General features: G+C 45.4%; 23 protein-coding genes. 14 read left to right on the top strand and 9 right to left on the bottom strand.

The window, feature by feature from the left end:
• Positions 1 to 158: 158 nt before the first annotated feature.
• Complete coding sequence (locus ACRD7P_RS20170) at positions 159 to 572, bottom strand: DUF6713 family protein (protein ID WP_430909582.1); 414 nt, start codon at positions 570 to 572, stop codon at positions 159 to 161.
• A gap of 39 nt (positions 573 to 611) precedes the next feature.
• Positions 612 to 1607 (bottom strand): NAD(P)H-dependent glycerol-3-phosphate dehydrogenase, encoded by a 996-nt coding sequence (locus ACRD7P_RS20165; RefSeq protein ID WP_430909581.1) that lies wholly within the window; start codon positions 1605 to 1607, stop codon positions 612 to 614.
• A gap of 208 nt (positions 1608 to 1815) precedes the next feature.
• Between ACRD7P_RS20165 and ACRD7P_RS20160 the strand changes: the two genes are divergently transcribed.
• Both ACRD7P_RS20160 and ACRD7P_RS20155 read left to right on the top strand, forming a co-directional pair.
• Positions 1816 to 2730 (top strand): nicotinic acid mononucleotide adenyltransferase, encoded by a 915-nt coding sequence (locus ACRD7P_RS20160; RefSeq protein ID WP_430909580.1) that lies wholly within the window; start codon positions 1816 to 1818, stop codon positions 2728 to 2730.
• Between the two features lie 676 nt (positions 2731 to 3406).
• Positions 3407 to 5032, top strand: coding sequence for a SulP family inorganic anion transporter (locus ACRD7P_RS20155; RefSeq protein WP_430909579.1), 1626 nt, complete (start codon positions 3407 to 3409; stop codon positions 5030 to 5032).
• 356 nt (positions 5033 to 5388) lie between these two features.
• Here ACRD7P_RS20155 and ACRD7P_RS20150 read toward each other — a convergent pair whose 3' ends face one another.
• From ACRD7P_RS20150 to ACRD7P_RS20135, 4 genes are all read right to left on the bottom strand, one after another.
• Entirely contained in the window at positions 5389 to 5871 is a 483-nt protein-coding gene (locus tag ACRD7P_RS20150; RefSeq protein WP_430909578.1) for a c-type cytochrome, read from the bottom strand.
• Positions 5872 to 5944: 73 nt separating this feature from the next.
• Entirely contained in the window at positions 5945 to 6907 is a 963-nt protein-coding gene (locus ACRD7P_RS20145) for a YheT family hydrolase (protein WP_430909577.1), read from the bottom strand.
• The gene (locus ACRD7P_RS20140) at positions 6907 to 7923 is read right to left on the bottom strand and encodes a bestrophin family protein (protein ID WP_430909576.1); all 1017 of its coding nucleotides are present in this window, start codon (positions 7921 to 7923) and stop codon (positions 6907 to 6909) included. Before ACRD7P_RS20140 ends, ACRD7P_RS20145 begins: the two co-directional genes overlap by 1 nt.
• 107 nt (positions 7924 to 8030) lie before the next feature.
• The gene (locus ACRD7P_RS20135; protein ID WP_430909575.1) at positions 8031 to 9005 is read right to left on the bottom strand and encodes an NAD(P)H-dependent flavin oxidoreductase; all 975 of its coding nucleotides are present in this window, start codon (positions 9003 to 9005) and stop codon (positions 8031 to 8033) included.
• 299 nt (positions 9006 to 9304) lie between these two features.
• Here ACRD7P_RS20135 and ACRD7P_RS20130 point away from each other — a divergent pair, with 299 nt between their 5' ends.
• From ACRD7P_RS20130 to ACRD7P_RS20105, 6 genes are all read left to right on the top strand, one after another.
• The gene (locus ACRD7P_RS20130; RefSeq protein WP_430909574.1) at positions 9305 to 10363 is read left to right on the top strand and encodes a Gfo/Idh/MocA family protein; all 1059 of its coding nucleotides are present in this window, start codon (positions 9305 to 9307) and stop codon (positions 10361 to 10363) included.
• A gap of 164 nt (positions 10364 to 10527) precedes the next feature.
• Entirely contained in the window at positions 10528 to 11169 is a 642-nt protein-coding gene (locus tag ACRD7P_RS20125; RefSeq protein WP_430909573.1) for a GntR family transcriptional regulator, read from the top strand.
• Complete coding sequence (locus tag ACRD7P_RS20120) at positions 11159 to 12433, top strand: MFS transporter (protein ID WP_430909571.1); 1275 nt, start codon at positions 11159 to 11161, stop codon at positions 12431 to 12433. Before ACRD7P_RS20125 ends, ACRD7P_RS20120 begins: the two co-directional genes overlap by 11 nt.
• Positions 12434 to 12487: 54 nt before the next feature.
• Positions 12488 to 13033, top strand: a complete 546-nt coding sequence (locus ACRD7P_RS20115; protein ID WP_430909570.1) for a hypothetical protein — start codon at positions 12488 to 12490, stop codon at positions 13031 to 13033.
• A 110-nt stretch (positions 13034 to 13143) separates the two neighbouring features.
• Positions 13144 to 14103 carry a sugar phosphate isomerase/epimerase family protein gene (locus tag ACRD7P_RS20110; protein ID WP_430909569.1) on the top strand — a complete coding sequence of 320 codons (960 nt, stop codon included), beginning with the start codon at positions 13144 to 13146 and terminating at the stop codon, positions 14101 to 14103.
• 2 nt (positions 14104 to 14105) lie between these two features.
• Positions 14106 to 14531: a GlcG/HbpS family heme-binding protein gene (locus ACRD7P_RS20105; protein ID WP_430909568.1), complete on the top strand. Its 426-nt coding sequence runs from the start codon at positions 14106 to 14108 to the stop codon at positions 14529 to 14531.
• Between the two features lie 3 nt (positions 14532 to 14534).
• On the opposite strand, the gene ACRD7P_RS20100 is transcribed toward ACRD7P_RS20105, so the two are convergent.
• The gene (locus ACRD7P_RS20100) at positions 14535 to 15446 is read right to left on the bottom strand and encodes a DMT family transporter (protein ID WP_430909567.1); all 912 of its coding nucleotides are present in this window, start codon (positions 15444 to 15446) and stop codon (positions 14535 to 14537) included.
• Positions 15443 to 15796, bottom strand: a complete 354-nt coding sequence (locus ACRD7P_RS20095) for an arsenate reductase family protein (RefSeq protein WP_430909566.1) — start codon at positions 15794 to 15796, stop codon at positions 15443 to 15445. Before ACRD7P_RS20095 ends, ACRD7P_RS20100 begins: the two co-directional genes overlap by 4 nt.
• A gap of 269 nt (positions 15797 to 16065) precedes the next feature.
• On the opposite strand from ACRD7P_RS20095, the gene ACRD7P_RS20090 reads away from it, so the two are divergent.
• A complete protein-coding gene (locus ACRD7P_RS20090) occupies positions 16066 to 17160 on the top strand; it encodes a hypothetical protein (RefSeq protein WP_430909565.1) in 1095 nt (364 codons plus the stop codon).
• A gap of 170 nt (positions 17161 to 17330) precedes the next feature.
• Complete coding sequence (locus ACRD7P_RS20085) at positions 17331 to 17789, top strand: DinB family protein (RefSeq protein ID WP_430909564.1); 459 nt, start codon at positions 17331 to 17333, stop codon at positions 17787 to 17789.
• 5 nt (positions 17790 to 17794) lie between these two features.
• Here the strand turns inward: ACRD7P_RS20085 and ACRD7P_RS20080 are convergent, their stop codons facing one another.
• Positions 17795 to 18538 carry a DUF3298 domain-containing protein gene (locus ACRD7P_RS20080; protein ID WP_430909563.1) on the bottom strand — a complete coding sequence of 248 codons (744 nt, stop codon included), beginning with the start codon at positions 18536 to 18538 and terminating at the stop codon, positions 17795 to 17797.
• Positions 18539 to 18649: 111 nt separating this feature from the next.
• Between ACRD7P_RS20080 and ACRD7P_RS20075 the strand changes: the two genes are divergently transcribed.
• The 4 genes from ACRD7P_RS20075 to ACRD7P_RS20060 all read left to right on the top strand — a co-directional run bounded on the left by ACRD7P_RS20075 (position 18650) and on the right by ACRD7P_RS20060 (position 24615).
• Positions 18650 to 19804 carry a cystathionine gamma-synthase gene (locus ACRD7P_RS20075; protein WP_430909562.1) on the top strand — a complete coding sequence of 385 codons (1155 nt, stop codon included), beginning with the start codon at positions 18650 to 18652 and terminating at the stop codon, positions 19802 to 19804.
• Between the two features lie 115 nt (positions 19805 to 19919).
• The gene (gene gdhA / locus ACRD7P_RS20070) at positions 19920 to 21263 is read left to right on the top strand and encodes an NADP-specific glutamate dehydrogenase (protein ID WP_430909583.1); all 1344 of its coding nucleotides are present in this window, start codon (positions 19920 to 19922) and stop codon (positions 21261 to 21263) included.
• 219 nt (positions 21264 to 21482) lie between these two features.
• A complete protein-coding gene (gene recO, locus ACRD7P_RS20065; RefSeq protein WP_430909561.1) occupies positions 21483 to 22202 on the top strand; it encodes a DNA repair protein RecO in 720 nt (239 codons plus the stop codon).
• The gene (locus tag ACRD7P_RS20060; protein WP_430909560.1) at positions 22186 to 24615 is read left to right on the top strand and encodes a TonB-dependent receptor plug domain-containing protein; all 2430 of its coding nucleotides are present in this window, start codon (positions 22186 to 22188) and stop codon (positions 24613 to 24615) included. The genes recO and ACRD7P_RS20060 overlap by 17 nt, the downstream gene beginning before the upstream one ends.
• Positions 24616 to 25126 lie beyond the last annotated feature (511 nt).

The following is a 25126-nucleotide window of genomic DNA, read 5'->3' as shown; positions in this document are numbered from 1 at the left end:
CTAATTACTTTGCACCAAGTACTTTCAATTGTTCATTGTTTATTACCTAATTGCTCATTGAAAAAAAGACCGCTGCGTTGAAAGAACACCAACGTAGGAGCCTTTTCGGTCGATTGAAAGAAACGTACTGTCCGGTCGAGCGGAGTCGAGACCGCTGTTCAAGTTCCAACCCACAAATGTAAACCTCCAAAAACTCCAGCACCGACGATAAGTAACCACGAAATCCAATCTTTGAATTCATTTTTCTTATTCTTAAGAAGTAACAGGTGTAACCCTATATGAATTATCATAAAAATGTCAAAAGCCACCATGAAAAGATCACTGCCCGGATGGGGTGGTAGGGAATAAAAAATCCAAGCGAAAAGAGGGATATGCATAAATAAAAAGACAGTCTGCCCATTTTTATCGTCCAGTAAGGATAACAATGGCAGTATACGCCATTCTTTACATCGAATAGCGTCCATTTCATGTATGATCAAAAATGTGAGTCCTAAATAAAATAGAATGTTTTCCATCAATGCAATTTGTTTTCCTGGTAGGCCGAAGGGGGCCGAACTCTTTTTTGAACTCATGACGAGTTCATTGCCATAAGGCCGCTTTAATGGCCCATACTAATCCAATTTGTCCGTTAATGCCTTGAACACCTTTTTAGCGTTTTTCTGCTCATACAAAACGGCGTACACGGCGTCGATTATCGGGGTTTTTACCTTTTTCTTAAAACCTTGCTTTAGGGCGTAGGCGCTTTTGGTCGCATAATACCCTTCGGCCACCATTCGCATTTCCATTTGGGCACTTTTTACGGTATACCCTTTACCGATCATGTTTCCGAACATTCGGTTCCGGCTAAAAGTAGAATAACCGGTTACCAAAAGATCTCCCAAATAGGCAGAATCATTAATGTTCCGGTCAATTTTATGGATACGTTTGGTATAGCGTTTCATTTCCCGAATGGCATTGCTCATCAGTACGCTTTGAAAGTTATCGCCATATCCCAATCCATGTGCAATACCGGCGGCTATGGCGTAAATGTTTTTCAGCATAGCGGCATATTCCGTGCCGATGATGTCCTCCGTAACCTTGGTCTTTATAAAATCACTGCTCAAATTTTTGGCTACATAAGCCGCTTTTTTCGCATCGGCGCAGGCAATGGTCAGGTAGGACAATCGGTCCAGGGCAACTTCCTCCGCATGGCATGGGCCCGTGATGACCCCTATTTGGTCATAGGGAATAGCATAATGTTCATGAAAATGCTCCCCAACGATCAAACCGCTTTCGGGAACAATGCCCTTGATTGCCGAAAAAATGATTTTATCCTTTAACGAAACGGTCATTTTTTCCAACGCTCCCGCCAAAAAAGCGGAGGGGATGGCAAAAACTAAAATATCCGCGTTTGCGATCGCCTCATCCAGCTGGTCGGTCAACAGTAACGTATCCGTATCAAAAGTAACCGAAGTGAGGTAGTTGGGGTTGTGTTTCTGGATTTTCAGAAAACCGATGGCATCCGAATTTCGCATGTACCAACCCACTTTTTCTTGGTTTACTAAAAGCATCTTCACTATAGCGGTGGCCCAACTACCGCCACCAAGCACGGCAAATGTCTTGTTCATGGTCTTATATGATATCGTTTCACGGGGCAAATGCACACGCTGCCCCTATTTCCCGAGATGTCGTATCCGGATGAAAAATTAGTACGGATCAACTACGATTCAAAGGTAGCCAAATAATAACATGAAGCCTTATGCGCACGTTTTCAGTGCGTTACGTTTTTTGGCACAAAGCTTGTTTTATACAAATGGAACCAGAAAAGAAAAGGATATGAAAACGATAAAATTACTCTTGGGATTATTGGTATTGGGAACCTTGGCCACTTCATGTTACACGGAGGTTTTGGTAGGGGATACTTTTGTTGACGAACCGGTTTTTAATACCGATCAGGTACTGAGTTCCTATGATCTTTGGTATGTAGACATTAATGCTACCCGAGGTGGTGGGGAAGTTCCCTTTTTACAACGGGCATTTACCATTTCGTTCGTAAACGGTACGCTGTATGCCAACAATAATATGGTAGGCATCGGGAAAACGGGGAACGGTTTGGGTATCGATGTGGGTTATTACGACCCGTTGAACGGTACCGTGGAAATCGATCATGATGTAGACGGACTGTGGTTGTTAGAGGTATATGTCGTGAGCAACGGCACGCTTGAATTGCGCGACCCTCGATCCAACACCTCTTACTTTCTGGAAGGATACCAGGCCAATACGTTCGACTACGATTTTGTCTTCTATGATAATGTTGACTACTTCCTGCAAGAATATGATGCATGGGAGAAAACCTATACCAGCGAAGAAGGAGCATTGAACGATTTTGACGAAGAAAACTACCTGCGGTTCCTGCCGGGACTGTTTCAATCTTCGGTCGACCTTCCCGGAACTAGAATACCGGACCTCCAGTGGGATTTCGAAGGAAATTATCAGGTATACAACGTAGAAAACGATGAAACGCTCAAAACTTTAACACTTGCTTACGACTTCATGGGCAATGATTACTTTGAACTCTACGTTATTAATGACAGTACAATAGAGTTGTATCATCCCGATAGCGGAACGGTATATGAGTTTAGGGGAAGGGGATACCAGCAGTACTTGAAAACGGGTAAAAACCCAACGGTTAAAAAGAGAAAAAAGATTTCGAATCCTACTATGAAGGTAAAGCGAAGTCGGAAGATATAAACAATTTTTTTGGTTGGTTATTTAGTTAGGAATCGCCCTGGACAATCTTGTCCGGGGCGGTTCTTTTTTGTTTGGTTCCATGGTATGGATAAATTGAACTCATTTAGACTTTTTGGATTGAAGCGATCCCGATGCTTCGGGAAGTGATTTAAAGGCCTGTTGAAGACTTTTTTGAGTTTCATAGCAGGGCTACGAGAGGAAAAAAAGGCAGGGCCGAAAGAAAAAGCCAATGATTTGGCTTTTGATGAGGAGCCGGCCGGCGCGTCGAGCGAAAAAAGACAATTTTTTAGCCTCCCGACAGTTCGGGGAAAAAAGTCTAAATGAGTTCATTAGGCAAGAAATACGAAACTGCTAAATTATCGCTATCCGAACAACATTTATTAGGCGCGACCAACCGGTAGATTGCTAAATTCTCAATAATCTTGATATTCAAGGCGATGCAAATAAATAATCTTACTTTTGTGCCCTTAAAACCGATAAAACGACCGCATGTAGCGCATCATCAAGTTTCATTGCGAAGTACCGATGTACAAGCGGGTTAAAATAAGGCATGAAATAAGCATTAACTTTTTTAAGCATATCCTCCCGAGATGATTAAAACAAGTTTATGCGAATCACTGAATTTGCAGAAATTTTTAGGTTCTTTATTTTCAGTAGACTACAAAATTTTAAATGGATGAAAAAATACCTGAATTTATTTGATTTCAAACAGAAAGTAGACTATAAGACCGAGATACTGTCGGGGCTTACGGTAGCCCTGGCCTTGGTACCGGAGGCGATCGCCTTTGCTTTGATTCCTGGATTTTCGCCCTTGACCGGTTTGTATGCCGCCTTTATTCTAGCGCTGGTCACCTCCATATTGGGTGGTCGACCAGGAATGATTTCCGGTGCAACGGGGGCGGTCGCCGTCATTTTTGTCGGGTTGATCTTGGAATTGAAACGGAACATACCCGATATCGAGCCCGTTACCATTTTGAATTACGTTTTTGCCACCGTGATCATTGCCGGAATATTGCAAATATTGGCGGGAGTACTCCGTTTGGGAAAATTCATTCGTCTGGTGCCACATCCCGTAATGTTCGGTTTTGTCAACGGCCTTGCCATTATCATTTTTATGGCGCAGTTTCCCAACTTTTATCAAAAGGGAACGGAAAACTTGCTTTCCGGATCGGCACTCTATACGATGTTGGGACTTACGCTATTAACGATGCTCATCATTTGGGGCCTGCCAAAGTTGACAAAAGCGGTTCCCTCTTCCTTGGTGGCCATTGTTGTTGTATCGGCAGTGGTATTAGGCTTCGGTATCGATACGTTAACGGTCGCCGATACCATGGCGCCCGGTGAAACCATAAAGGGTGGATTTCCGCCCTTGTCCGTTCCAGAAATACCCTTCACGCTTCAAACGATAAAAATTATATTTCCATATGCCGCTATCGTGGCCGGGGTCGGGCTGATTGAAAGCTTGCTGACCTTGAACATTATTGACGAGATAACGGACACCCGTGGTAGTGGAAACCGAGAGTGTGTGGCTCAGGGTACCGCCAATATTTTGTCCGGATTTTTATCGGGAATGGGTGGTTGTGCCATGATCGGACAGAGTTTGATCAATACTTCTTCCGGTGCGCGGGCGCGATTGTCGGGGATTACCGCTGCCATAATGTTATTGGTGTTCATCATGTTCGGTAGCAGTTTGATTGAGCGATTGCCCATGGCGGCCTTGGTCGGTTTAATGTTTATGGTGGCCATTGGTACGTTTGAATGGGCGAGCTTTAAAACCTTTCGTAAAATGCCAAACTCCGATGTGGTGGTGATGGTGTTGGTTACGTTGATTACCGCGGTTACCCACAACTTGGCGGTAGCGGTACTTTTAGGGGTCGTTATTTCCGCACTTGCCTATTCTTGGGAAAATGCCAAACGTATTCGGGCCCGAAAACGTATTGATGATAACGGGGTGAAGCATTACGAGATTTATGGTCCTTTGTTTTTTGGATCGACGACCGCTTTTGCCGAAAAATTCGACATTCAAAGCGATCCCGATGAGGTTATTATCGATTTTCAGGAAAGTAGGGTGGCCGACATGTCGGGAATCGAGGCATTGAACAAAATAACGGAGCGGTATGCCAAAGCGGGTAAGAAAGTGCATTTAAAACACTTGAGTAAGGATTGTATACGGCTCTTGGAGAATGCCGACGACATTATAGAGGTCAACGTGTTGGAAGATCCTACCTACAAGGTAATGGTGGATAAAGCACAAAAAAAGAATGACGATACGGAAAATCCCTTTAGATTATGGGGATTATAACGACTTGTTTTCTTTGGTTTTGGCTATAGCGACATAACCCCCCGACCAACCGATCCATTTTTTCATAAACAAGTTCTTCTGTCTGGGATTAAGTGGTTTTTTAAATTCCTTTTTATTTGCTGAAATCGTTGTGCTTTTTTTCATAATACGTTCTTAAGGAGTGCATTGCATTCTTAATACGTATGAGTCCTTTGGAATAGGACCAATTTTAAGTTAAAGTGTATCGTGCAATTAGTTGTTAGTCCAGAAACACTTCCGGTTTTTCTAATGCATAAAACGGGCTTATCGGAGGTCATATTAAAACAAGGGCGGCATCCATTTCTATGGATGCCGCCCTTATCCCATTTTGTATATTTCTAAAGCGTTCTCAAATACTCCGCTACCGCACGTGTTTCATCTTCGGTAAGGTTCTGGTTGAGCATAATGGCATTATTATATTCCTTTAAAAGGGCTTTGGCTATTGGGTCTTCCTTTAGCATTTTGTCGGGACCTATAATCATGTTCATCACCCATGCCGGGCTTCTTCGTTCGTATACTCCGGCCAAAGCGGGGCCGATAAGCCTTTTGTTGGCGGCATGGCAGGCCACACATATGGCACTGTACTTTGCTTCGCCCGCCGCTGCAAGTTCATCGTCTACCGTATCGGGAAAAGTAACGTCCTTATAAGGGCCAACACCATCATTGTCCAAATCTACCGGTACGCCGCCCGCCGCTGAATCGTCCGATTTCGCTTCGGTTTTGGTCCGGTTCATTTCAAATCCATCTTTTTTTTCCTCTTTCTTCTCTCCACAACTGGCTAACAACGCCCCAAGGGCCAACACACTGAATATTTTTTTCATCTCTACGGTATTTAATGCCAATCTCCTAAGGCATCGATTATATTACGGCCACTAATATAACGAATACGTTAAATTATCGTAAGCCGTTCAAGAACTTTATTGCCCGTTTTTCGTTATAATAGGTATTTCCGGTGTCAAAAAAACCCACATGCCCGCCGTATTTGGGCATTTCCAAAAACAAATTCGCCTGTTTTTCCGCTTCCTTCACAGGATAGCATTCCGGCCCCAAAAACGAATCGTTCTTGGCGTTGAGAATCAGTACGGGGAGTTGTATTCGGGGGAGAAACTGCAAGGCGCTGCATTGCGCGTAGTAATCAAGGGCATTTTTAAAACCATGGGCCCTGCTGGTGTAAACATCGTCAAAGTCTTGCAGGGTAACCACTGCTTTGATATCGGAATCGCTTATTTTTTCGGGAAACAACGCTTGCTTGGCCCGGAGTTTTGCCAACAGGTTTTTTTTAAACCGAATGGCATACAATTTATTTTTGGGAAGCAATAACTGTTTTAGGGAGGAGTGCAAACTACAGGGTACCGAAACGGCGATGGCGGCTTTTACTTGATTGGGGATGGTTCGGTTTTCCCCTAAAAACTTCAAGGTAAGATTGCCTCCCAAGCTAAATCCCTTCAGGTAAATTTCGGTATAGCTCTTGGTGTTCAGAATGTGATCGAGCACCGATTCCAGGTCTTCCGTCGCCCCCGAATGGTAGGAGCGGTACAAGCGATTGACCTCCCCGCTGCACGAACGCAGGTTTACCGCGCAGGCATCAAAACCGTTGGTGTTGAACACATGGGCGCTTCCGGTAATATAGGCCCGTTGTCCGTTGCCTTCGAGCCCGTGGATGAGAATAACAAGTTTTTTCGTTGTTTGCGCCGTAAAGCTCCAATCCAGGTCCATAAAATCCCCATCGGGCAGTTCCAAACGTTCCCGTTGTTGTGCCACTCCCGATATTTTGCGCATTACTCCCGAATAAATAGTGGAAAAATGGCCGTTTCTAAAAAAGTATGGCGGGCGATATTCGGAGGTAACCAGCGGCATTAATACAGAATATGGTCTTTTGGGGTAACCGATTCGGGAAGTTCTTGTTCGTCCAACATATCCCGTAGGTCAATTTCGATAGTACGGCATAGGGCGGTCATCGGCACATCGTTAATACGCCCTTCAAAAGGGTCTTCACTATTATCGCCTACGATTTCCATTGTGGTAAAGATCCATGAAATGAGTACGGAAAAAGGGATCATCAGAAATATGTACCACTGTATCATGTCTACCGGGCCCTTGGCGGCACTAGCTTCAAAAACATCCAAAAGCCCAAAGGGTAGCAAGAGGACAAAGATCCAGGTGAACACCTTTGAGAAAAAACCGTATTGTCTCGGAAAAGGGGTGTTTTTGATGCGCTCACATTTTCCCTGTAGGTTATACATCTCTTCCAATACCGATTGCAGCTGATCTTCCTGGAAACCATCCAAAATATTCTTGTTTTTTAGTTCGGTAATGGACCTTCCTTGGTTTTTTACCAAGTGTGTGGCAGGGTTTACCCGTTTTTTAAGGTCGCTGAATTCGCGCATGCTTACAAAGTTGTAAGCCTCGTTACAGGAAATATTGCGTTCGTTATGTTTGTCAAAAACCTTTTCTACCATTCTGTTTTCCTTAATGGCCCACGACTTCGGTTGTCGTAGTTGAACCCTTAGGGCATTGATCCATGCAATATGCCGATGGATCATCTCCGTGTGCATTTTATGATCGTACTCGGGGTCTTCCGTCCGCACAAAACTGAGTACCTGCAAGGCCCATGTACGACTGTAGTTGACGATACCTCCCCAAATCTTTCGGCCCTCCCAAAAGCGATCATAGCTTTGGCTGTTCTTAAAACCGATGTAAAAGGCGACTGCGATACCGATAACGCTCAAGGGCTGAAAAGGAATGCTAATAAAGTCCCATTTTAAAAAATGGTAGATACAAAAAACGGCTGCTGCATAAAGCGCGAAAAAAATCAGGTTTTTCCAGGCATATCTTAGTACAAGCCCCCAGCCGATATTTCTTTTAACGTACATAGTTCAATACTTTAGGGATAGGTGGTTTTTTAAGGATAGGTTTCGGTTGCTCCAACGTGTCCAAGGTATTTCGATGGTCACGGGAGGCTGTGGATGAAAACGGTTGTCTATTTCGGATACTTTTCCAACACTTTGTATTGTGCTTCTATTGCCGTTTTGAACTCGTTTTTCAATTGATCCACAAGGTCGCTTACGGGTACGGTGTTCTCGATGGTGGCCGATCCCTGTCCAGCGGACCATATCGTTTTCCAGGCTTTTGCTTCGGTATCCAGTTCCTTTCCAAAGTCGATTTTCGTATCTTTTTTCAAATCTTCATCGGTAAGTCCGGCCGCTTTTAAACTTTTCGATAAAAAGTTGGCATGGACCCCGGAAATGGCGGCGGTGTAGGTAACGTCGCTTGCACCGGCGTTCGTAATCATATCCTGATACTCCGAAGGTGCCTTACTCTCTTTGGTGTTGATAAAGCGTGTTCCCATATAGGCAAGGTCGGCGCCCATTTGAAGTGCCGAAGCAATATCGCGACCGGTACTGATACAGCCCGAAAGGAGTATGGTTTTATGAAAGAACTTTTTAATTTCCGCGACCAATGTCATCGGATTTATGGTGCCCGCATGACCCCCGGCTCCTGCTGCAACAAGAATGAGTCCGTCCACTCCAGCTTCGGCCGCTTTTTCGGCATGTCTTTTCTTGATAACATCGTGAAAAACCAGTCCGCCATAACTATGAATGGCGTCCACTACCATGGAAACTGCGCCCAAAGAGGTGATGATGATGGGCACCTTGTGTTTTACGCAAAGTTTGATATCGGCCTCTAGCCTCGGATTTGTGGGATGTACGATAAGGTTTACTCCAAAAGGAGCCGCTTTTTTTCCGGTTTCCTTTTCAAAAGCGTCCAAAGCGGAGGTGATTTCGATGAGCCATTCTTCAAAGCCTTCACTGGTACGCTGGTTAAGGGCGGGAAAGGTACCTACAATACCATTTTTACAACATGCTATGACCAGCTCCGGACCCGAGATCAAAAACATCGGTGCCGCTACGGCGGGAAGGGAAAGTGCGTCGATAAAGGGTGGTTTCGTGTTCATAGGATATTTTTAGGTGTACGTTAAAGATAAAGTTTTACAAAATAGGATACAGGTCTTATTCGCTCGAACGACTTGGACAACAGCGCGGTGAAACAACTGTTGAACATCGATCGAAAAGGATACTTGCTTGCCGTTTGTTACAAATATATTTAAATCTGGTCGGTATTGCCGCCCATACCCGTTTTGTATGCCAAGGAAATGCTAAAGTCGGCCCGGTGTTAAAAAATTATTTCTAATTTTTTACGATTTCAACTTTAAAATCTAGGGCCATGTCAAATAGGAGGAGCTTTGTGCAAAAAATGGGATTAGGCCTGGCGGGCGGTCTGGTATTGCCGTATGGTAGTTTGGGCTGTAGGCCGGTGTCGAAAAAAATCGGGGTCTGTTTGGTGGGGCTGGGCAGTTATAGTACCAATCAATTGACCCCTGCGCTTCAGCTTACCGAACATTGCGAGTTGCGTGGCATTGTTACCGGGAGTCCCGAGAAGATTCCGATTTGGCAGAAAAAATACGGCATCAAAGATAAAAACGTGTATTCGTACGATACGATGGAACGTATTTCGGACAATCCGGATATCGATGTCGTCTATATTGTATTGCCGACCGGACTTCATGCCGAATACGCCATAAAAGCCGCAAATACCGGAAAACATGTTTGGTGCGAAAAACCGATGGCCAAAACGGTAGCGGAGTGCGAGGCCATTATGGAAGCCTGTTCAAAAAACAAGGTGAAATTATCCATAGGTTATCGTATGCAGCACGAACCGAATACGAAGACCGTGATCGCTTGGGCCAAAGAAAAACCTTATGGTGCCATTCGGAACGTTACCGCCGAAATCGGTTTTGATATTCAAAATCCACGCGATTCATGGCGTATGAAAAAAGATATGGGTGGAGGACTTTTATATGATGTAGGGGTGTATGCCATTAATGCCATGCGATATGCTACCGGTATGGAGCCGATATCGGTTACGGGGCGGTTTGAAAATACCCGTCCGGAGGTATATACCGAAATTCCGGAAACGACCATTTTCGACCTACAGTTTCCAGCGGGCATCACCGCTTCCGGTCGTACCACGGCAAAGGAGAACCTGAATCTGTTGAAGGTCGAGTGTAAAAATGGATGGTACCAATTGCGCCCCTTTCAATCGTATAATGGGGTGGTAGGGGAAACCAGCGACGGCCGTTTGTTGGATACGTATATTGAGAACCAACAAGCACGACAAATGGATAACGATGCCTTGGCTATTTTAAACGACACGCCCGTGATGGTGCCGGGCGAGAACGGACTACAGGACATCAAAATCGTAGCGGCGATCAATCGCTCTGCCGAAATGGGCGTTCCCGTGTCATTACGTTAATGTTTCGATACGGAACGTTGGAGTGCCCTTGCGGTAAAAAAGGCTAAAAGTGGCCAATTTTTTTACTGGTAAACGTTACCTTTTGCAAGTGGTACGTCTCGACAATTCCAAAACAATTAATGACAATTTTTGTATACTGTATACAAAATGGATATCTTGTGACTATGAAAATCAGTAGTAGCGATCTAGGGAAGCAAGCCTACCACAAAGTGAAACAGATGATCGTTTCCAAAAAGTTATTGCCCGGACAGAAAATAGTGCAGGAGCAGTTGGCCGAACAATTGGGCATTAGCCGAACGCCTTTGCGGGATGCCTTGCAGCGGTTGGAAGCCGAGCTATTGGTGGAGAGTATACCCCGGCGCGGGGTGGTCGTGCGCCAGTTTAACGATCGCGAGATCGTTGAAATATACGAATGCCGTATTGCACTGGAAGTTACTGCGGTGCGTTTGTTTGCCGAAAAGGCCCAGCAGTCGGAAATCGATGGCTTGCGTAAGCTGTTGGAACCCTTCGAGCACACGAACGAGATCGATGAAAAGGCCTATCAAAAAGCGGACAGCAACTTTCACGATACCATCATAAAAAGAAGCGGAAACCAATTTTTATACCAATTGTTCCAAAAGGGAAACCTGTTGGTCTGTATCGATGCCATTGGTTTGGTGCGACCGCCCAAGGAAACCTTACAGGAGCATCTTGATATCGTTACGGCAATCCACAACAGGGATGGTGCCAAAGCGGCATCGTTGCTTAAGGAGCATTTGGAAAAATCAAAAAGGTTGATCGTTGAAAATCCCGGTTATGAAAACTAAAGCATTCCTGCCTACCCGTTTTAAAATGGTTTTTTGCACTTTTTTGCTGGCCATGATCGTGCTTTTCGACCGTATACTGTTGTCGGTGGCCAAGGATCCCGTAGCGGAGTCGTTGCAGCTTTCCGATAAACAAATGGGATGGGCCATGAGTATTTTTGCTTTGGGCTATGCACTTTTTCAAACACCCGCGGGCCTGTTCGCCGATAAGTATGGACCTCGTAAAATACTTACCGCTGTAGTGGCGTTGTGGTCCCTTTTTACGGCACTGACCGGGGCGGTATGGAACTATGGCGTTTTAATGGTCGTTCGTTTTTTGTTCGGTGCGGGCGAGGCCGGAGCCTTCCCCGGTATGGCGCGGGCCATTTATAGTTGGATTCCGTTACAGGAAAGAGGTATCGTAAACGGTATCAATTTTTCCGGCGGGCGCATCGGTGCCGCTTTCGCACTTCCCTTGGTCGCCTGGCTGATTGATGCTGTGGGTTGGCGCCTTACTTTTGTGATCCTTGGTGCAGTGGGGCTCTTGTGGGGTGTTTTTTGGTTTTTTTGGTTTCGGGACAATCCCGAGGATCATAACGGCACTTCCGAGGAAGAGGTAGCCTTTATCCACGCCAATACCAACCGTACTGTTGGTGAGGAAAAAAATGCACGTATCGATTTCGGTAAACTGTTTCGATCCAAAACGATGTGGTTGTTAATGGGACAGTATTTTGCCAGTAATTTCACTTTTTTCTTTTGTTTGACCTGGTTGTTCCCCCATCTCAAGGTAAAGTATAATCTGGATGCGTTGGAGGCCGGTTTTTATGCTTCGGCCCCCTTGATCTTTGGTGCTTTGGGCAACTGGTTCTCTGGCTTTTTGGTCGATTATATTTACAAACGCAACAAATGGGCATTGTCCCGAAAAGTGCCGGCCATTATCGGATTTGTTTTGGCATCGGTCGGGATCGTGGCCAGCGTTTATATGGAAACGGTAACCCCGGCGATCGTGTTTATCTCCATTGCGGTTTTCGGGGCCGATATGACCCTTAGTCCGTCCTGGTCTGCCTGTGTCGATGTTGGAAAACAGTTTTCCGGTGCTGTAAGCGGTACCATGAACATGGCCGGAAACATCGGTTCTTTTCTAACGGCACTGGCGTTTCCCTACCTTTTGGATATGACAGGGTCCGAAATCCCCTTTTTCTATTTGGCAGCGGGCCTGAACGTATTGGCCATCTTTTTATGGATGGCGGTACGACCGCAAAACCCATTGGCGATCGAAGCGCGTTAACCGTATGGGCGTTAGTTAAAACGAACTAAAAAATAAAACAAGGATTACAATACGATGATTACAAAAGAAGATTTTAAAGAAGTATGCGAGCGCTCTCTAAAATTGATAGAAGAAGCGGGAATTCAGTTGACCTCCGAAGAAAAACAGAAGATAACCTCGGCCGATTTTGGTCTCGACCAAATTAAAAAGGAAGGGGTACAGATCATTACGCTTTTTGATACGAATCGGATGGCGGCCAAAATTTTGGTGTTGCTTCCCTACCAAACAGAACCTGAACACTGGCACCCTCCCGTGGGCGACGACCCTGGAAAAGAGGAAGTGATACGGGGCGTTTGGGGCGATCTCACCTTTTATGTTCCCGGGGAGGATACGCTGGAAAAGGGCTTTTTGGTAGAAGGCAAGGAAGCGTACTACACCATGCGCAACGAGGTGGTCATCGGTCCGGGAGACCAGCTGATCTTGCCCCCCGGTACCAAACACTGGTTTCAAGCGGGGGCCAGAGGGGCCGTGATGTATTCCTTTTCTACAAAGGTTACCGATCTGCTAGATCAATTTACCGATCCCGGGGTGGTTCGGGATACCGTTATCGAAGGATATTGACGCATCGCAAAAACGCATTACAGTAAGAGCGGATAGCCCGTTGAAGGACGTTCCGCCGATAAAAAAATAACATACTATTCCCGTTTGGGATCAAAATTGAAACACAGCAAATGAAACAAAGTATTATTACGGCCTTTTTAGGAAGAACTCAAGATCGATTTTCAGAATACCAGCAACCCACTTCCCTAGAGGAACGGTTGGACTTAGTGGTAAAAATTCCCGGAGTGGACGGCGTCGAGATCGTGTACCCTTACGAGACCGAAGAGGCCATGGCCACAAAAAAACTTTTTGACGATAGGGGGCTGCATTTTGCCGCGGTGAACGCCAATATCAAAAAGGAGACCCAGTGGGTGCCCGGAGCATTGTCGCGCTCCAGTGCCGAGCTACGCCAAGGCGCCATCGATATTATAAAAAAGGCGAAGGATTATGCCAAACAGGTCGGGGCCCCTTTGGTCACCTGCTGCCCTTTGTCCGATGGATACGACAATCTGTTTCAGGTAGACTACCCAAAAGCATGGCGAAACATGGTGGAATCCGTAGCCGAGGCTGCCGATTACTTGCCGGAAATTCCGTTGTTTATCGAGTACAAAATCAATGAGACTCGAGTACATGCCCAATTGGACAACTGCGCAAAGACCATCCTGTTCTTAAAAGAAGTGGGAAATAGCGCCACAGGGGTAACCATCGACTTTGGACACGCCCTGTTGGCCAAGGAAAACCCGGCACAGGTCATCGCGTTGTGCGAAGAGACCGGTACCGACTACTACCTGCACACCAACGATAACGATTTCAATTTTGATTGGGACCTGATTTCCGCTTCCCGTAACCTGTTGCATACGGTAGAATTTTTGTTTTATGCCAAGGAGTATGGGTACGACAAATATTTTACTGCGGATGCCTCCCCGCGAATATTCGATATGATCGGCTTTTTTACCGAACACGCTGAAATGAACTTGGCCCTATGGAACCTGGTGGACAAACTCGACCGTAAAAAATACCGGCGTCTTATGCAGGAAGAAAAGCATATGGACCTGATGAAATTGGTGCGAAAAGAAATTTATCGACTCTGATCATGCCGCTAACAGTACATACATTAAGCCATCAAGAAGGTAAAAAATTAATGGACCTCGCTGTAGCATCCGCAAAAAAACACGGAGTGCCCGGCGCCATAGCTATAGTCGATTTTGCGGGCTATCCCTTAATTTTGGAAACCTTGGACAATACCATGAACGCTGCCGCCCAGATTGCCCTGGGCAAGGCGGCGACCGCTATTTCGTTTCAAAGAAAGACCCAGGACATCGAGGAGGTAATACTGGCCGGGCGAACGCCCATGCTCGTTTTGGAAGGGGCCACGCCTCTGCCCTATGTGCCACTGAAAGGGGGGCACCCGGTGTATCACAATAAAACAATTGTTGGTGCCATAGCGGTAGCGGGCACTATGGATGCCGAAATGGACGAGGTAGTGGCCTTGGAGGCGTTGAACCAGTTTGAACCCTAGTGTTCAAGCCTTTATTTGTTCGGCACCTCTTTTTTTCGGTTTTCTGGAGGCCAAGTAAACACCGAGCAGTACCAGGCACGCGGCGATAACCTTTGTTAGGGTAATCTGATCCTGTCCCGTGCCTATAGCGAAAAGGATTCCGAACAAAGGCTGTACATACACAAAAGAACTCAACGTAGAGGCCTTTAAGCGGGTCAGCGCATAAATGTTGAAAAGATAGGTGCAAAAAGTAGTTCCTATGATCACAAAGGCTATGCTCCATAGTGCTTGTGTCGGCAGTAGGGACCAGTCGATCGCTGTGAATTCCCGATACCCGAACGGTAAACAAATAAAGACGCCCAAGGTAAAAAGCCATTTCATAAAAGTAAACGGATGGTATTTTGAAAGCAGCTGCTTTACGGCGATAAGGTAAGACCCATAAAAAACGGAGTTCATTAGAATAAGAATGTTGCCCAAGGGGATATTGGGTGCATCTTGTCGCGTTTCCGCACCGAACAAAATCAACCCTAAAGCCCCCAATAATCCGATCAGGATGCCCAAAATCTTTTTTTGGCCAATATGCTCTTTAATGAACAAGGCCGATAAGATCAATACGATGATGGGTGTGGTGGTCACCAATACGGAACTATTGATGGGCGTGGATAGGGAAAGGCCTTTAAAAAAGACCAACATGTTGAATCCCATGCCCAATACGGCGCACAAGAGCAATCGCAAATAATCTTTTGGGTGTATTTTTTCCTTTGGACCAAAAACGGAAATACCCCAAAAAAGCGCCGCGGCGCCCGTCACCCGTAACATAATAAAACCAAAGGGCCCGACCAGATCGGGCATTACCCCTTTGGCGACCGTATGGTTGATACCGTAAATGGTAGTGGCCCCTATGGCCGCAACAATGGCGAGCGTGCGCTGGTTCAACCGTGAAGGGCCTGACGGGCCGCGTCGACCGTTTTTTTGCTATTGCCGACAAAAATGGCGTTTTCCAGTACCAAAACAGGGCGTTTTAAAAAGGTATAGTGATCCAAGATCAATGTTTTATAGTCGGCTTCCGAAAGCTGTTTTTCATGCAGCCCTTGTTGTCGGTACAGTCGTGCCCGTTTACTGAACAAGGCCTCATAGCTTCCGGCCAATTGGGCCATTTCCGTAAGCTGGTCAGGGGTCATGGGCGTCGTTTTAATATCCTGCAGCGTTACGCCATCCAGCGGTGCCAAGGTGTCCATGATCCGTTTACAGGTGTCGCAAGTGCTTAGGTAGTATAATTTTTTCATAAGGTGTTCAACCGGTTCAATGCCAAAAATATAAAATATTGTCGGGCCTTAGCGTATGAAATGGAAGGATAAAGGAAAGCATTCTTTGTTTATTTTAACATCGAGGTTCGTTTGTTGCGATAGACGGAATACGGGTTTTCTATGCTATATGCGTTTTTTCGAAAAGTAGATTAAACGTTTAACTTTTGATAAAAATTGAGTACTTTACGGCTCTTTTGACCTGGAATTTTATGGAAAAAGGCTTTAATGAGTTCACTTAAAATATACACATGAAATCGTTTTTTTATGTTATCGTAACCTTAGTGTTTTCTTATGTTGCATGCAATGCGCAGTCGAATATGCAGGAAGCAGTTACCGCTAGTTTGCCTTATCCGCCGAGCGATGTCATCGCCGAACTGGTCATCGACACCGCACGAATATCCATCGGACATGGCGATAATTGGGCGATCACTTGGGCCGATGACGATTTGCAATATTCCTTCTTTACCGACGGCAAAGGGTTTGGTGCCCATGCGTTGGACGTGAGCATTTCACCGGTATCCATTGAGGGTGACCCCCCGAACATTTCAGGAAAGGACATCCCCTCGACAAGCGGGACGTTGGAATTTCTGGAAGGTGGCGAGCATTCCGCAAAGGTATGTGGGCTAGTGATGATAGATAAAGTGCTCTACGCTTGGGTCCGTAATATCAATTTACCGGGTACGCCCAAGGGCACGGGCTCACAACTCATGGTTTCCAAAGATTACGGCAAGTCTTGGGAATATGCCGATTGGAACTGGCCTACCATAGGTTACCCTACATGGTTGAACGCAGGAAAAAACAATGCCGAGGCAAAGGACGGTTACGCCTATTTTGTATCGCCAAATGGTCCGAGCGCATATTACGATTACCCCGATATGCTTATGGCGCGGGTACCCAACGACCGTATCGTAAACAAGGACAGTTACGAGTTTTTTACGGGAACGGATGCCAAAGGGAATCCGACCTGGGGGACTTATGAAAACAGAAAAGCCGTATTCCATAATGAAGAGGGGAGTTTTCGGCCCGATATCGTGTACAATCCTGGTTTGGATCGCTATTTTTTGACCGTTGCGACGCCCATAGGGCCCTGGCAGTGGTGGGCCAAGGAGAACGATGCCCGAACCCCGCATTTTGGTATGTTCGAATCGGAAAACCCTTGGGGACCGTGGAAAACGGTGTACTACGAAAAAGATTGGGGCAGTCCGGAAAACCGTTTTTCACCCCATATTCCTTCCAAATGGATTTCAGGAGAGGGCACTTCTTTTTACTTGTTGTATTCCTGTATCCCGAACGGACCGTATCGGTTCAACATTCAAAAATGCACTTTGGTGTTAAAGGAATGAACTCAAGACGAGTTCAAGGGTAGCGGCTTTATTTTTTAACGAAGAAGAGCTGAAAAAGAAACCATTTATTAGTGCTATTTCAAAGTTAAAATGGTATTGTTTCAAAGTTAAAATGGTATTACCTTGTTTTTACTGAAAAGCAGTATCTTGGCCTTCTTAAAAACCGTATTTTGGAAAAGCTATTCGACATCATCCTAAAAAACAGAAGGGTACTTCACAGAATTTTGGAGGAGACTCCCAAAGCGCAATTGGTAAAGATACCGGACGGTTTTAGAAACAACATCTGGTGGAACATAGCGCATGTAGTGGTTACCCAACAGCTTTTGGTATACAAAAGGAGTGGACTTCAGATGCGTATTCCCGATAAGTTTATCGATCCTTATAAAAAAGGAAGTGTGCCCGAGGGAGTCCCAACCGATGAGGAAATCTTGGAGATTTCGGCTTTTTTGCTGTCAACGGTAAGCTGGATGGAAGAGGATTATAAGGCCGGGCTTTTTCAAAACTTTGATACTTACACCACGAGTTTGGACGTAACCTTGAACTCGGTAGAAGACGCGATTGCTTTCAATACATTTCACGAAGGACTGCACTTTGGTTCGGTGTTGGCGTTGCGAAAAGCGGTGAAGTAAACGGGTTATGATTTTGTTTTGCCCACGAGAAAGTGTTTTACTTCCGCATAGGGCAGCGTTAAGGTAATGGCACCGTCCGCAAAGGAAGCTACCTCATAAGGATTGTACAATAAGCGAATTCCCTCTGAAGTGTACCCGATGTTATCCGGTAAATAAAACAGGTCGCTCTCGAACATCAATCCTGTGTGGTTGATGGGTTTGCCTTCTGGAATGGCCTCTTGTTCCCGAAATTTTGTCTCCGCGAACGTTTTAAAACCGATTTCGTCGGCAAATAATTCCCCGGGCGTTAATTTTTTGCCCTTCTTCTTATCAAAATTTAGAAAGGACGTCGTTTTATGGGCATGCGCGCCGCCAGTGAACACATCGGTTTTCATTTTAATGGTCAAGTGCGTAGTGTCCTCGTAAATAACGGTCGCTTCAATGGCCGCTTGCCAAGGTTGGTGCACCGCCATCTGCTGGGCCTTCATTTGCCCATGATTGTTTTTAAAGGTGCTTATGGCATCCGTTATCGATTCGGGTTCCTTGTCCCCATTAAACGATAGGGCCGATATGATTTGTTGGTCCACAGCAGTATTGATCGTTGCCGCCATTACCGATTTCCCGAGGGCCTTTGGGCGTGCTATGGATACCTTGGTGCAGGTTTCACAAGCCTGATCTTGGAACAAGACCGGTTCAAATGTAAGTTCGTTGGCCTTGTTGCAACCAACCAGCAGAACCAAAAGAAAGCTGAAACGGATAAAAAAAGGCATATTCATGGCTTGAGGGACGACGGCGAACTTAAAAAAAGGAAATGAACTCAAGACGAGTTCAATTGTACGCGTCCAAAGATAACGATACATTTGTACCATTAATTATACATCATGAGCGAAAAAAAGTTAAAATTCAATAGCAAGACCATACATGGCGGACAGGAACCGGACAAAGCCTATGGTTCGGTAATGCCACCCATATATCAGACCTCTACCTATGCCCAGACGACACCTGGCGGGCATCAGGGTTATGAGTATTCCCGTAGTGCCAACCCAACGCGCACTGCTCTGGAAAAAGGATTGGCCAGTATCGAAAATGGAAATTATGGCCTTGCCTTTGGTAGCGGACTGGCCGCAATCGACGCCGTAATCAAATTGTTGGAACCGGGAGATGAAGTGGTGTCTACCAACGATCTCTATGGCGGTAGCTATCGGCTGTTCAAACAAGTATTCGAAAAATATGGAATTGTTTTTCATTTTATAGGAATGCAGGACCTCGATGTCATTGAAAGCCACATCAATGCCAAAACTAAGCTGTTATGGGTGGAAACGCCTACGAATCCTATGATGAACGTCATCGATGTTCGCGGGGTAGCGGCGTTGGCAAAAAAGCATGATGTACTGTTGGCGGTCGACAATACTTTCGCCACCCCTTACCTGCAGCTGCCCTTGGATTTGGGCGCCGATATTGTAATGCATTCCGCTACCAAATATTTAGGGGGACATAGCGATGTTGTTGTGGGTGCTTTGGTAGTGCGTGACAAGGACTTGGCGGATCGCCTCTATTTCATTCAAAATGCGAGCGGTGCCGTATGTGGGCCAATGGATAGCTTTTTGGTGCTTAGGGGCATCAAAACCTTACATGTTCGTATGCAACGACATTGCGAAAATGGAAGGGCCGTTGCCGAATACTTGGCGGGCAATCCTAAGATAGAAAAAGTATACTGGCCCGGATTCGATTCCCATCCGAACCACGAGATCGCCAAAAGTCAGATGAGCGATTTTGGGGGAATGATTTCGTTCGTTCCTAAAGGAAGCAGTTATGAGGAAGCCATAAAAATCGTTGAAAAATTAGGCCTGTTTACCTTGGCAGAATCCTTGGGAGGGGTCGAAAGTTTGGCCGGTCATCCGGCAAGTATGACCCATGCGAGCATCCCTAAGGAAGAACGTGAAAAAAGTGGCGTTGTCGATTCGTTGATACGGCTAAGTGTGGGTATTGAGGATGCCGATGACCTTATCGCAGATTTGGAACAAGCCATCGGATAGTGCTTTAGCGTATTTTTAAAAATAACGGGTTTTAATTATGAAAATAGTATATTTTTGCCGTTATATTTTTAATTCAATAAAAATAACGAACTCCAAATAGGATATGGACGCAACAATGCAAGAAAAAATTGACGGATTTATGCAGGAAGTCAAGACCAGGAACGGTCATGAGCCTGAATTTATCCAAGCGGTACAGGAAGTGGCCGAAACGGTGATTCCCTACATTGCCAAAAATGAGATTTACAACGGTAAAAATATCCTGCTTCGGATGGTAGAGCCCGAACGTTTGCTTTCCTTTCGTGTAGCTTGGATCGATGACGATGGGGAGATACACGTCAATCGAGGATATCGTATCCAAATGAATTCCGCTATCGGACCGTACAAAGGGGGGCTTCGGTTTCACCCATCGGTCAATGCCAGTATTTTAAAGTTCCTTGCTTTTGAGCAGGTTTTCAAAAATAGCCTTACCACTTTGCCAATGGGCGGCGGTAAGGGAGGTTCCGATTTTGACCCCAAGGGGAAATCCGACGATGAGGTCATGCGCTTTTGCCATGCCTTTATGGTAGAACTCTGTAGGCATATTGGTCCGAATACCGATGTGCCCGCTGGTGATATCGGTGTCGGTGCACGGGAAATAGGGTTCCTTTTTGGGATGTACAAAAAGATTAGAAACGAGTTTACAGGCGTATTGACGGGCAAGGGCCTTTCATGGGGCGGCTCTAAAATACGACCTGAGGCTACCGGTTACGGTACCGTATATTTTGCGCAGAGCATGCTCAAAACCAGGGGAGAGGATGTGAAAGGAAAAACGGTAGTGATTTCCGGCTCCGGAAACGTTGCCCAATATGCCGCTGAAAAAGTGCTGCATTTGGGTGGGAAAATCGTCACCTTGTCCGATTCTGGAGGGTACATTTATGACGAAGCGGGTATCGATACCGAAAAACTTGCCTTTGTCATGGACCTAAAGAACAATAAAAGGGGCCGTATATCGGAATATGTAGCCACCTATCCGTCCGCGAAATATGTGAAAGGAAAAACACCTTGGGAAGTAAAATGCGATATCGCATTGCCTTGTGCCACCCAAAACGAATTGGATAAAAACGATGCCAAAACGTTGTTGGACAATGGTTGTTTTTGTGTTGCGGAAGGGGCTAACATGCCTTGTGACGCCGATGCGGTGCACGCCTTTCATGATGCTAAAATACTGTTTGCCCCAGGAAAGGCCTCCAATGCCGGAGGTGTGGCAACAAGTGGTCTGGAAATGTCGCAAAACTCCCTTCGGATCAGTTGGACCCGCGAAGAGGTTGACGAACGGCTTAAAGGGATTATGGAGGATATTCACGATTCCTGTATCGAATATGGAAAAGAAGGCGATGGCTACTGTAACTACGTAAAAGGGGCGAATATTGCCGGTTTCGTAAAGGTTGCCGATGCCATGTTGGCGCAAGGGGTCATTTAAACAAGTGTCTCCGTTCAGCATAATCTTATACCATTTTAAAGTTAAAAATGGTATTAAAAACCCGTCCGATGGTATTCGGACGGGTTTTCGTTTTTCTAATGAAAGGTCGGGATACCCCGACTCCGCTCGACATAGAAAACGTAATAGACTTCTAATACATACACGGGTTTAAAACCGATTTTTTTCGATTTATCTTTGTGCTAAACTTTCCGAATCCCTATGCAGGTAACCACCAAAGCGATCGTGCTCTCTTCCTTAAAGTACGGCGATACCAGTTTGATCGTAAAGGCATATACCGCATCGGACGGAATAAAGTCCTATTTGTTAAAAGGGGTATTGAGTTCCAAAAAAGGAAAACTAAAGGCAGCATTGTTTCAACCGCTCACCCAACTCGAACTGGTCGCTACACATCGAAACAAAGGGTCTCTGGAACGCATAAGAGAAGCAAAAATACACCGACCTTACTTGAGTTTGCATACCGACATCACCAAAAACGCAATGACGCTCTTTTTGGCGGAAATGTTGGGCAACAGCATACACGAAGAAGAAAGTAACCTTGGATTGTTCCATTTTTTGGAGGCTGCGTTCCAATGGATGGATACGAAGGAAGAAATTGCTAATTTTCATATCTTCTTTTTATTGGAACTGACCAAATACCTAGGGTTCTATCCGGATACCGAGGGTGCCGCACTATCATGTTTCGATCTTTTGGAGGGGGAGTTTACCGATACGCCATCGTTGAACCCTATGCTCCTTGGCGACAATCTTGCGTACTTTAAAACCTTCTTGGGCATGCATTTTGATAGTATTCATACGGTTAAGATGAACAAGACGCATCGGCAGGAACTTTTGAAATCGCTAGTGCTGTATTTTGAATTACATTTGCAGGGATTTCGCAAACCCAAATCCCTGTCCATTTTAAATGAAGTTTTTAGCTAATATGCAGCGGATCGCAGGCCTTGTGGTTTTTTTGTTTTTCCAGTCCATTTTCGGACAGGAAATTACCATTTTGGATGCCAATAGCGAACAGCCGGTATCCAATGTGGCCGTATACAACTTGGACCGTAGCAAAACGGCCCTGTCCGACTTTGATGGCAAGTGCGATATCAGTGTCTTTGATGCCACGGAGCGCATTACCTTCAAACATTTGGGCTATCAAATACGAAAGAGCACTCCCGCCCAGATCCGCAAACAGGGCAATCGTATTTTACTGGTAATGAAAGCACAACAGTTGGACGAGGTGGTGATGTCGGTGTCCAAATGGGAACAGCAAAAGAAAGACATACCTCAGAAAATCGCTACCATCGATGCAGTTCAAATAGCGTTCAATAATCCGCAGACCGCGGCGGACCTGTTGACCGGTAGTGGTAAGGTGTTCGTGCAAAAAAGTCAATTGGGCGGCGGTAGCCCTATGATTCGAGGTTTTTCGACCAACAGGTTATTGCTTTCCGTGGATGGGGTGCGCATGAACAATGCCATTTTTAGAGGGGGTAATCTTCAGAACGTTATCTCCATAGACCCCTATACCGTAAAAAATACAGAGGTCATATTCGGCCCGGGGTCCGTAATTTATGGTAGTGATGCCATGGGAGGGGTTATGAACTTCTATACCAAACAACCAAAATTTTCGAACAGCGACAGTCTACACCTTTCGGGAAGTGCAAACTACCGATTTTCATCTGCCAATACAGAAAATACGGGACATTTCGAGCTGAACTATGGAAGGCGAAAATGGGCTTCGTTGACCAGTGTTACCTACAACAGTTTCAATGATCTTCGGATGGGCAAACACGGCCCCGATTCCTATTTGAGAACGCAATATGCTATTCGAACGAACGGTGAAGATCGTTTGTTGGCCAATGACGACCCAAGAAGACAACGCACGACAGGGTATAACCAACTCAACCTTATGCAAAAAATTTCGTTCAAGCCCAACAAGAATTGGCGTTTGGACTGGAACAACCATTATTCGGAAACGTCGGATTACGATCGTTATGATCGCTTGACACGTCCAAATTCGGAGGGTGATGGCCTACGTTCGGCCGAATGGTTTTATGGCCCGCAAAAGTGGTTGTTATCGAACCTGCATTTGGAGAAAAATGGAAAAGGAAAATTTTATGATGGGTTAAAGGTGACCGCCGCGTATCAGTTTTTCGAGGAAAGCCGTAACGATCGTAACTTTGGTGCATTAAATCGGTTTACGACCAAAGAGACCGTAGACGCCCTTTCGGCCAATATTGATTTTGAGAACAAAAAAATCGGAAATCTAAGGCTGTATTACGGTACCGAATATGTTTTTAACAAGGTCGGTTCCATTGGTTTTAGTCAGAACATCATTACCGGCGAAACCGACCCTGCGGCTTCGCGACACCCCGATGGTTCAACTTGGCAAACGGCGGCAGGGTATATCAATGCGGAATATAAGGCAAAACCGAACTTTACGGTGCTTTCCGGGCTTCGGTACAGCCACGTGTGGATCGATGCGGTTTTTGACGATACCTTTTTTCCCTTTCCCTTTAACGCTGCCAAACTTAACAATGGGGCATTAACGGGCAGTTTGGGTATTAGTTGGTTCCCAAAGGCCGACCTGCAGGTAACCTTGAACGGTTCTACCGGTTTTCGCAACCCGAATATCGACGACGTAGGGAAAATATTCGATTCGGAACCGGGTTCTGTTGTGGTACCCAATCCCGACCTGGTTCCGGAGTATGCCTATAACACGGAACTGGGTGTTCAAAAAAATATAAAGGACAAGTTCATTGTGAAAGGCGCAGCCTATTATACGTATTTGGTAGACGCGTTGGTGAGAAGGGACTTCCTTTTTAACGGACAGTCCGAGATCCAATATAACGGGGAACTCAGTAATGTACAGGCCATACAAAACGCTGCCAAGGCGTATGTGTATGGTTTTGAGCTTGGTCTTGAGGCTTTTTTGACCGACCATCTTTCCTTGGCGGGCAACTTGACCTTTACCGAGGGTGTGGAGGAAGAGGACAATGGAACCGACTCCCCCGGTCGCCATGTTGCGCCGACCTTTGGCGATTTCCATGTACTTTGGAAAAACCAACGTTTTAAGGCCGATCTTTTTTTTAACTACAATGGGGAAATCGATTTTGATGATTTGGCACTGTCCGAACGGAGCAAAGGATATATTTATGCCACGGACGAAAACGGAAATCCTTTCTCTCCCTCTTGGTATACCTTGAACTTTAGGTCACAGCTAAATATTACGCAGGCGTTGAGCGCCACTATGGCCTTGGAGAATATAACCGAACAGCGGTACCGCAGTTATGCCTCCGGAATCGTCGCCCCGGGAGCCAATATGGTACTCGGGTTGGGGTATCGGTTTTAGGGTAGTTTTTTTTAGTATTGAGTACAAAGTACTTAGTACTGAGAAAAAATGGGGTGAACTGATGGCCTTGAGCTTGTATTTGAATTTGATTTTTGAATTTGCATTTGAACAAGGTCTTTTTTCAATGAGCAATTAGGCAATAAACAATGAACAATTGAAAGTGCTTAGTACAAAGTAATTAGTACAGAGTGGATAGCCTTGATTTTGAACTTGTATTTGAATTTGATTTTTGCGTTTGAACTTGAACGGGTGTCTCGACAGGCTCGACATGACATCCATTTTTTCGATTGGCCGAATGTACTCGGTAAAAAGTAATTGGTAGGGAGTGGATGTCCTTGAACTTGAATTCGATTTTTGCGTTTGTATTTGAACAAGGTCTTTTTTCAATGAGCAATTAGGCAATGAACAATGAGCAATTGAAAGTACTTAGTATAAAGTAATTAGGGCGTGTTAACACAAAATAGGTATCTTTGTTAAATGGAATTGACGGATACCCAATTTGAAACAATCA

Source organism: Maribacter sp. 2-571, assembly GCF_050589625.1.
Taxonomy (GTDB): Bacteria; Bacteroidota; Bacteroidia; order Flavobacteriales; family Flavobacteriaceae; genus Pelagihabitans.
The sequence above is the reverse complement of the archived record's forward strand: the minus strand, read 5'-3'. Positions and strand labels throughout refer to the sequence as shown.

Coding starts and splice junctions, on each gene's coding strand:
- ACRD7P_RS20170 (WP_430909582.1), bottom strand. CDS start 572: ATGAGTTCAAAAAAGAGTTCGGCCCCCTTCGGCCTACCAGGAAAACAA.
- ACRD7P_RS20165 (WP_430909581.1), bottom strand. CDS start 1,607: ATGAACAAGACATTTGCCGTGCTTGGTGGCGGTAGTTGGGCCACCGCT.
- ACRD7P_RS20160 (WP_430909580.1), top strand. CDS start 1,816: ATGAAAACGATAAAATTACTCTTGGGATTATTGGTATTGGGAACCTTG.
- ACRD7P_RS20155 (WP_430909579.1), top strand. CDS start 3,407: ATGAAAAAATACCTGAATTTATTTGATTTCAAACAGAAAGTAGACTAT.
- ACRD7P_RS20150 (WP_430909578.1), bottom strand. CDS start 5,871: ATGAAAAAAATATTCAGTGTGTTGGCCCTTGGGGCGTTGTTAGCCAGT.
- ACRD7P_RS20145 (WP_430909577.1), bottom strand. CDS start 6,907: ATGCCGCTGGTTACCTCCGAATATCGCCCGCCATACTTTTTTAGAAAC.
- ACRD7P_RS20140 (WP_430909576.1), bottom strand. CDS start 7,923: ATGTACGTTAAAAGAAATATCGGCTGGGGGCTTGTACTAAGATATGCC.
- ACRD7P_RS20135 (WP_430909575.1), bottom strand. CDS start 9,005: ATGAACACGAAACCACCCTTTATCGACGCACTTTCCCTTCCCGCCGTA.
- ACRD7P_RS20130 (WP_430909574.1), top strand. CDS start 9,305: ATGGGATTAGGCCTGGCGGGCGGTCTGGTATTGCCGTATGGTAGTTTG.
- ACRD7P_RS20125 (WP_430909573.1), top strand. CDS start 10,528: ATGAAAATCAGTAGTAGCGATCTAGGGAAGCAAGCCTACCACAAAGTG.
- ACRD7P_RS20120 (WP_430909571.1), top strand. CDS start 11,159: ATGAAAACTAAAGCATTCCTGCCTACCCGTTTTAAAATGGTTTTTTGC.
- ACRD7P_RS20115 (WP_430909570.1), top strand. CDS start 12,488: ATGATTACAAAAGAAGATTTTAAAGAAGTATGCGAGCGCTCTCTAAAA.
- ACRD7P_RS20110 (WP_430909569.1), top strand. CDS start 13,144: ATGAAACAAAGTATTATTACGGCCTTTTTAGGAAGAACTCAAGATCGA.
- ACRD7P_RS20105 (WP_430909568.1), top strand. CDS start 14,106: ATGCCGCTAACAGTACATACATTAAGCCATCAAGAAGGTAAAAAATTA.
- ACRD7P_RS20095 (WP_430909566.1), bottom strand. CDS start 15,796: ATGAAAAAATTATACTACCTAAGCACTTGCGACACCTGTAAACGGATC.
- ACRD7P_RS20090 (WP_430909565.1), top strand. CDS start 16,066: ATGAAATCGTTTTTTTATGTTATCGTAACCTTAGTGTTTTCTTATGTT.
- ACRD7P_RS20080 (WP_430909563.1), bottom strand. CDS start 18,538: ATGCCTTTTTTTATCCGTTTCAGCTTTCTTTTGGTTCTGCTGGTTGGT.
- ACRD7P_RS20075 (WP_430909562.1), top strand. CDS start 18,650: ATGAGCGAAAAAAAGTTAAAATTCAATAGCAAGACCATACATGGCGGA.
- gdhA (WP_430909583.1), top strand. CDS start 19,920: ATGCAAGAAAAAATTGACGGATTTATGCAGGAAGTCAAGACCAGGAAC.
- recO (WP_430909561.1), top strand. CDS start 21,483: ATGCAGGTAACCACCAAAGCGATCGTGCTCTCTTCCTTAAAGTACGGC.
- ACRD7P_RS20060 (WP_430909560.1), top strand. CDS start 22,186: ATGAAGTTTTTAGCTAATATGCAGCGGATCGCAGGCCTTGTGGTTTTT.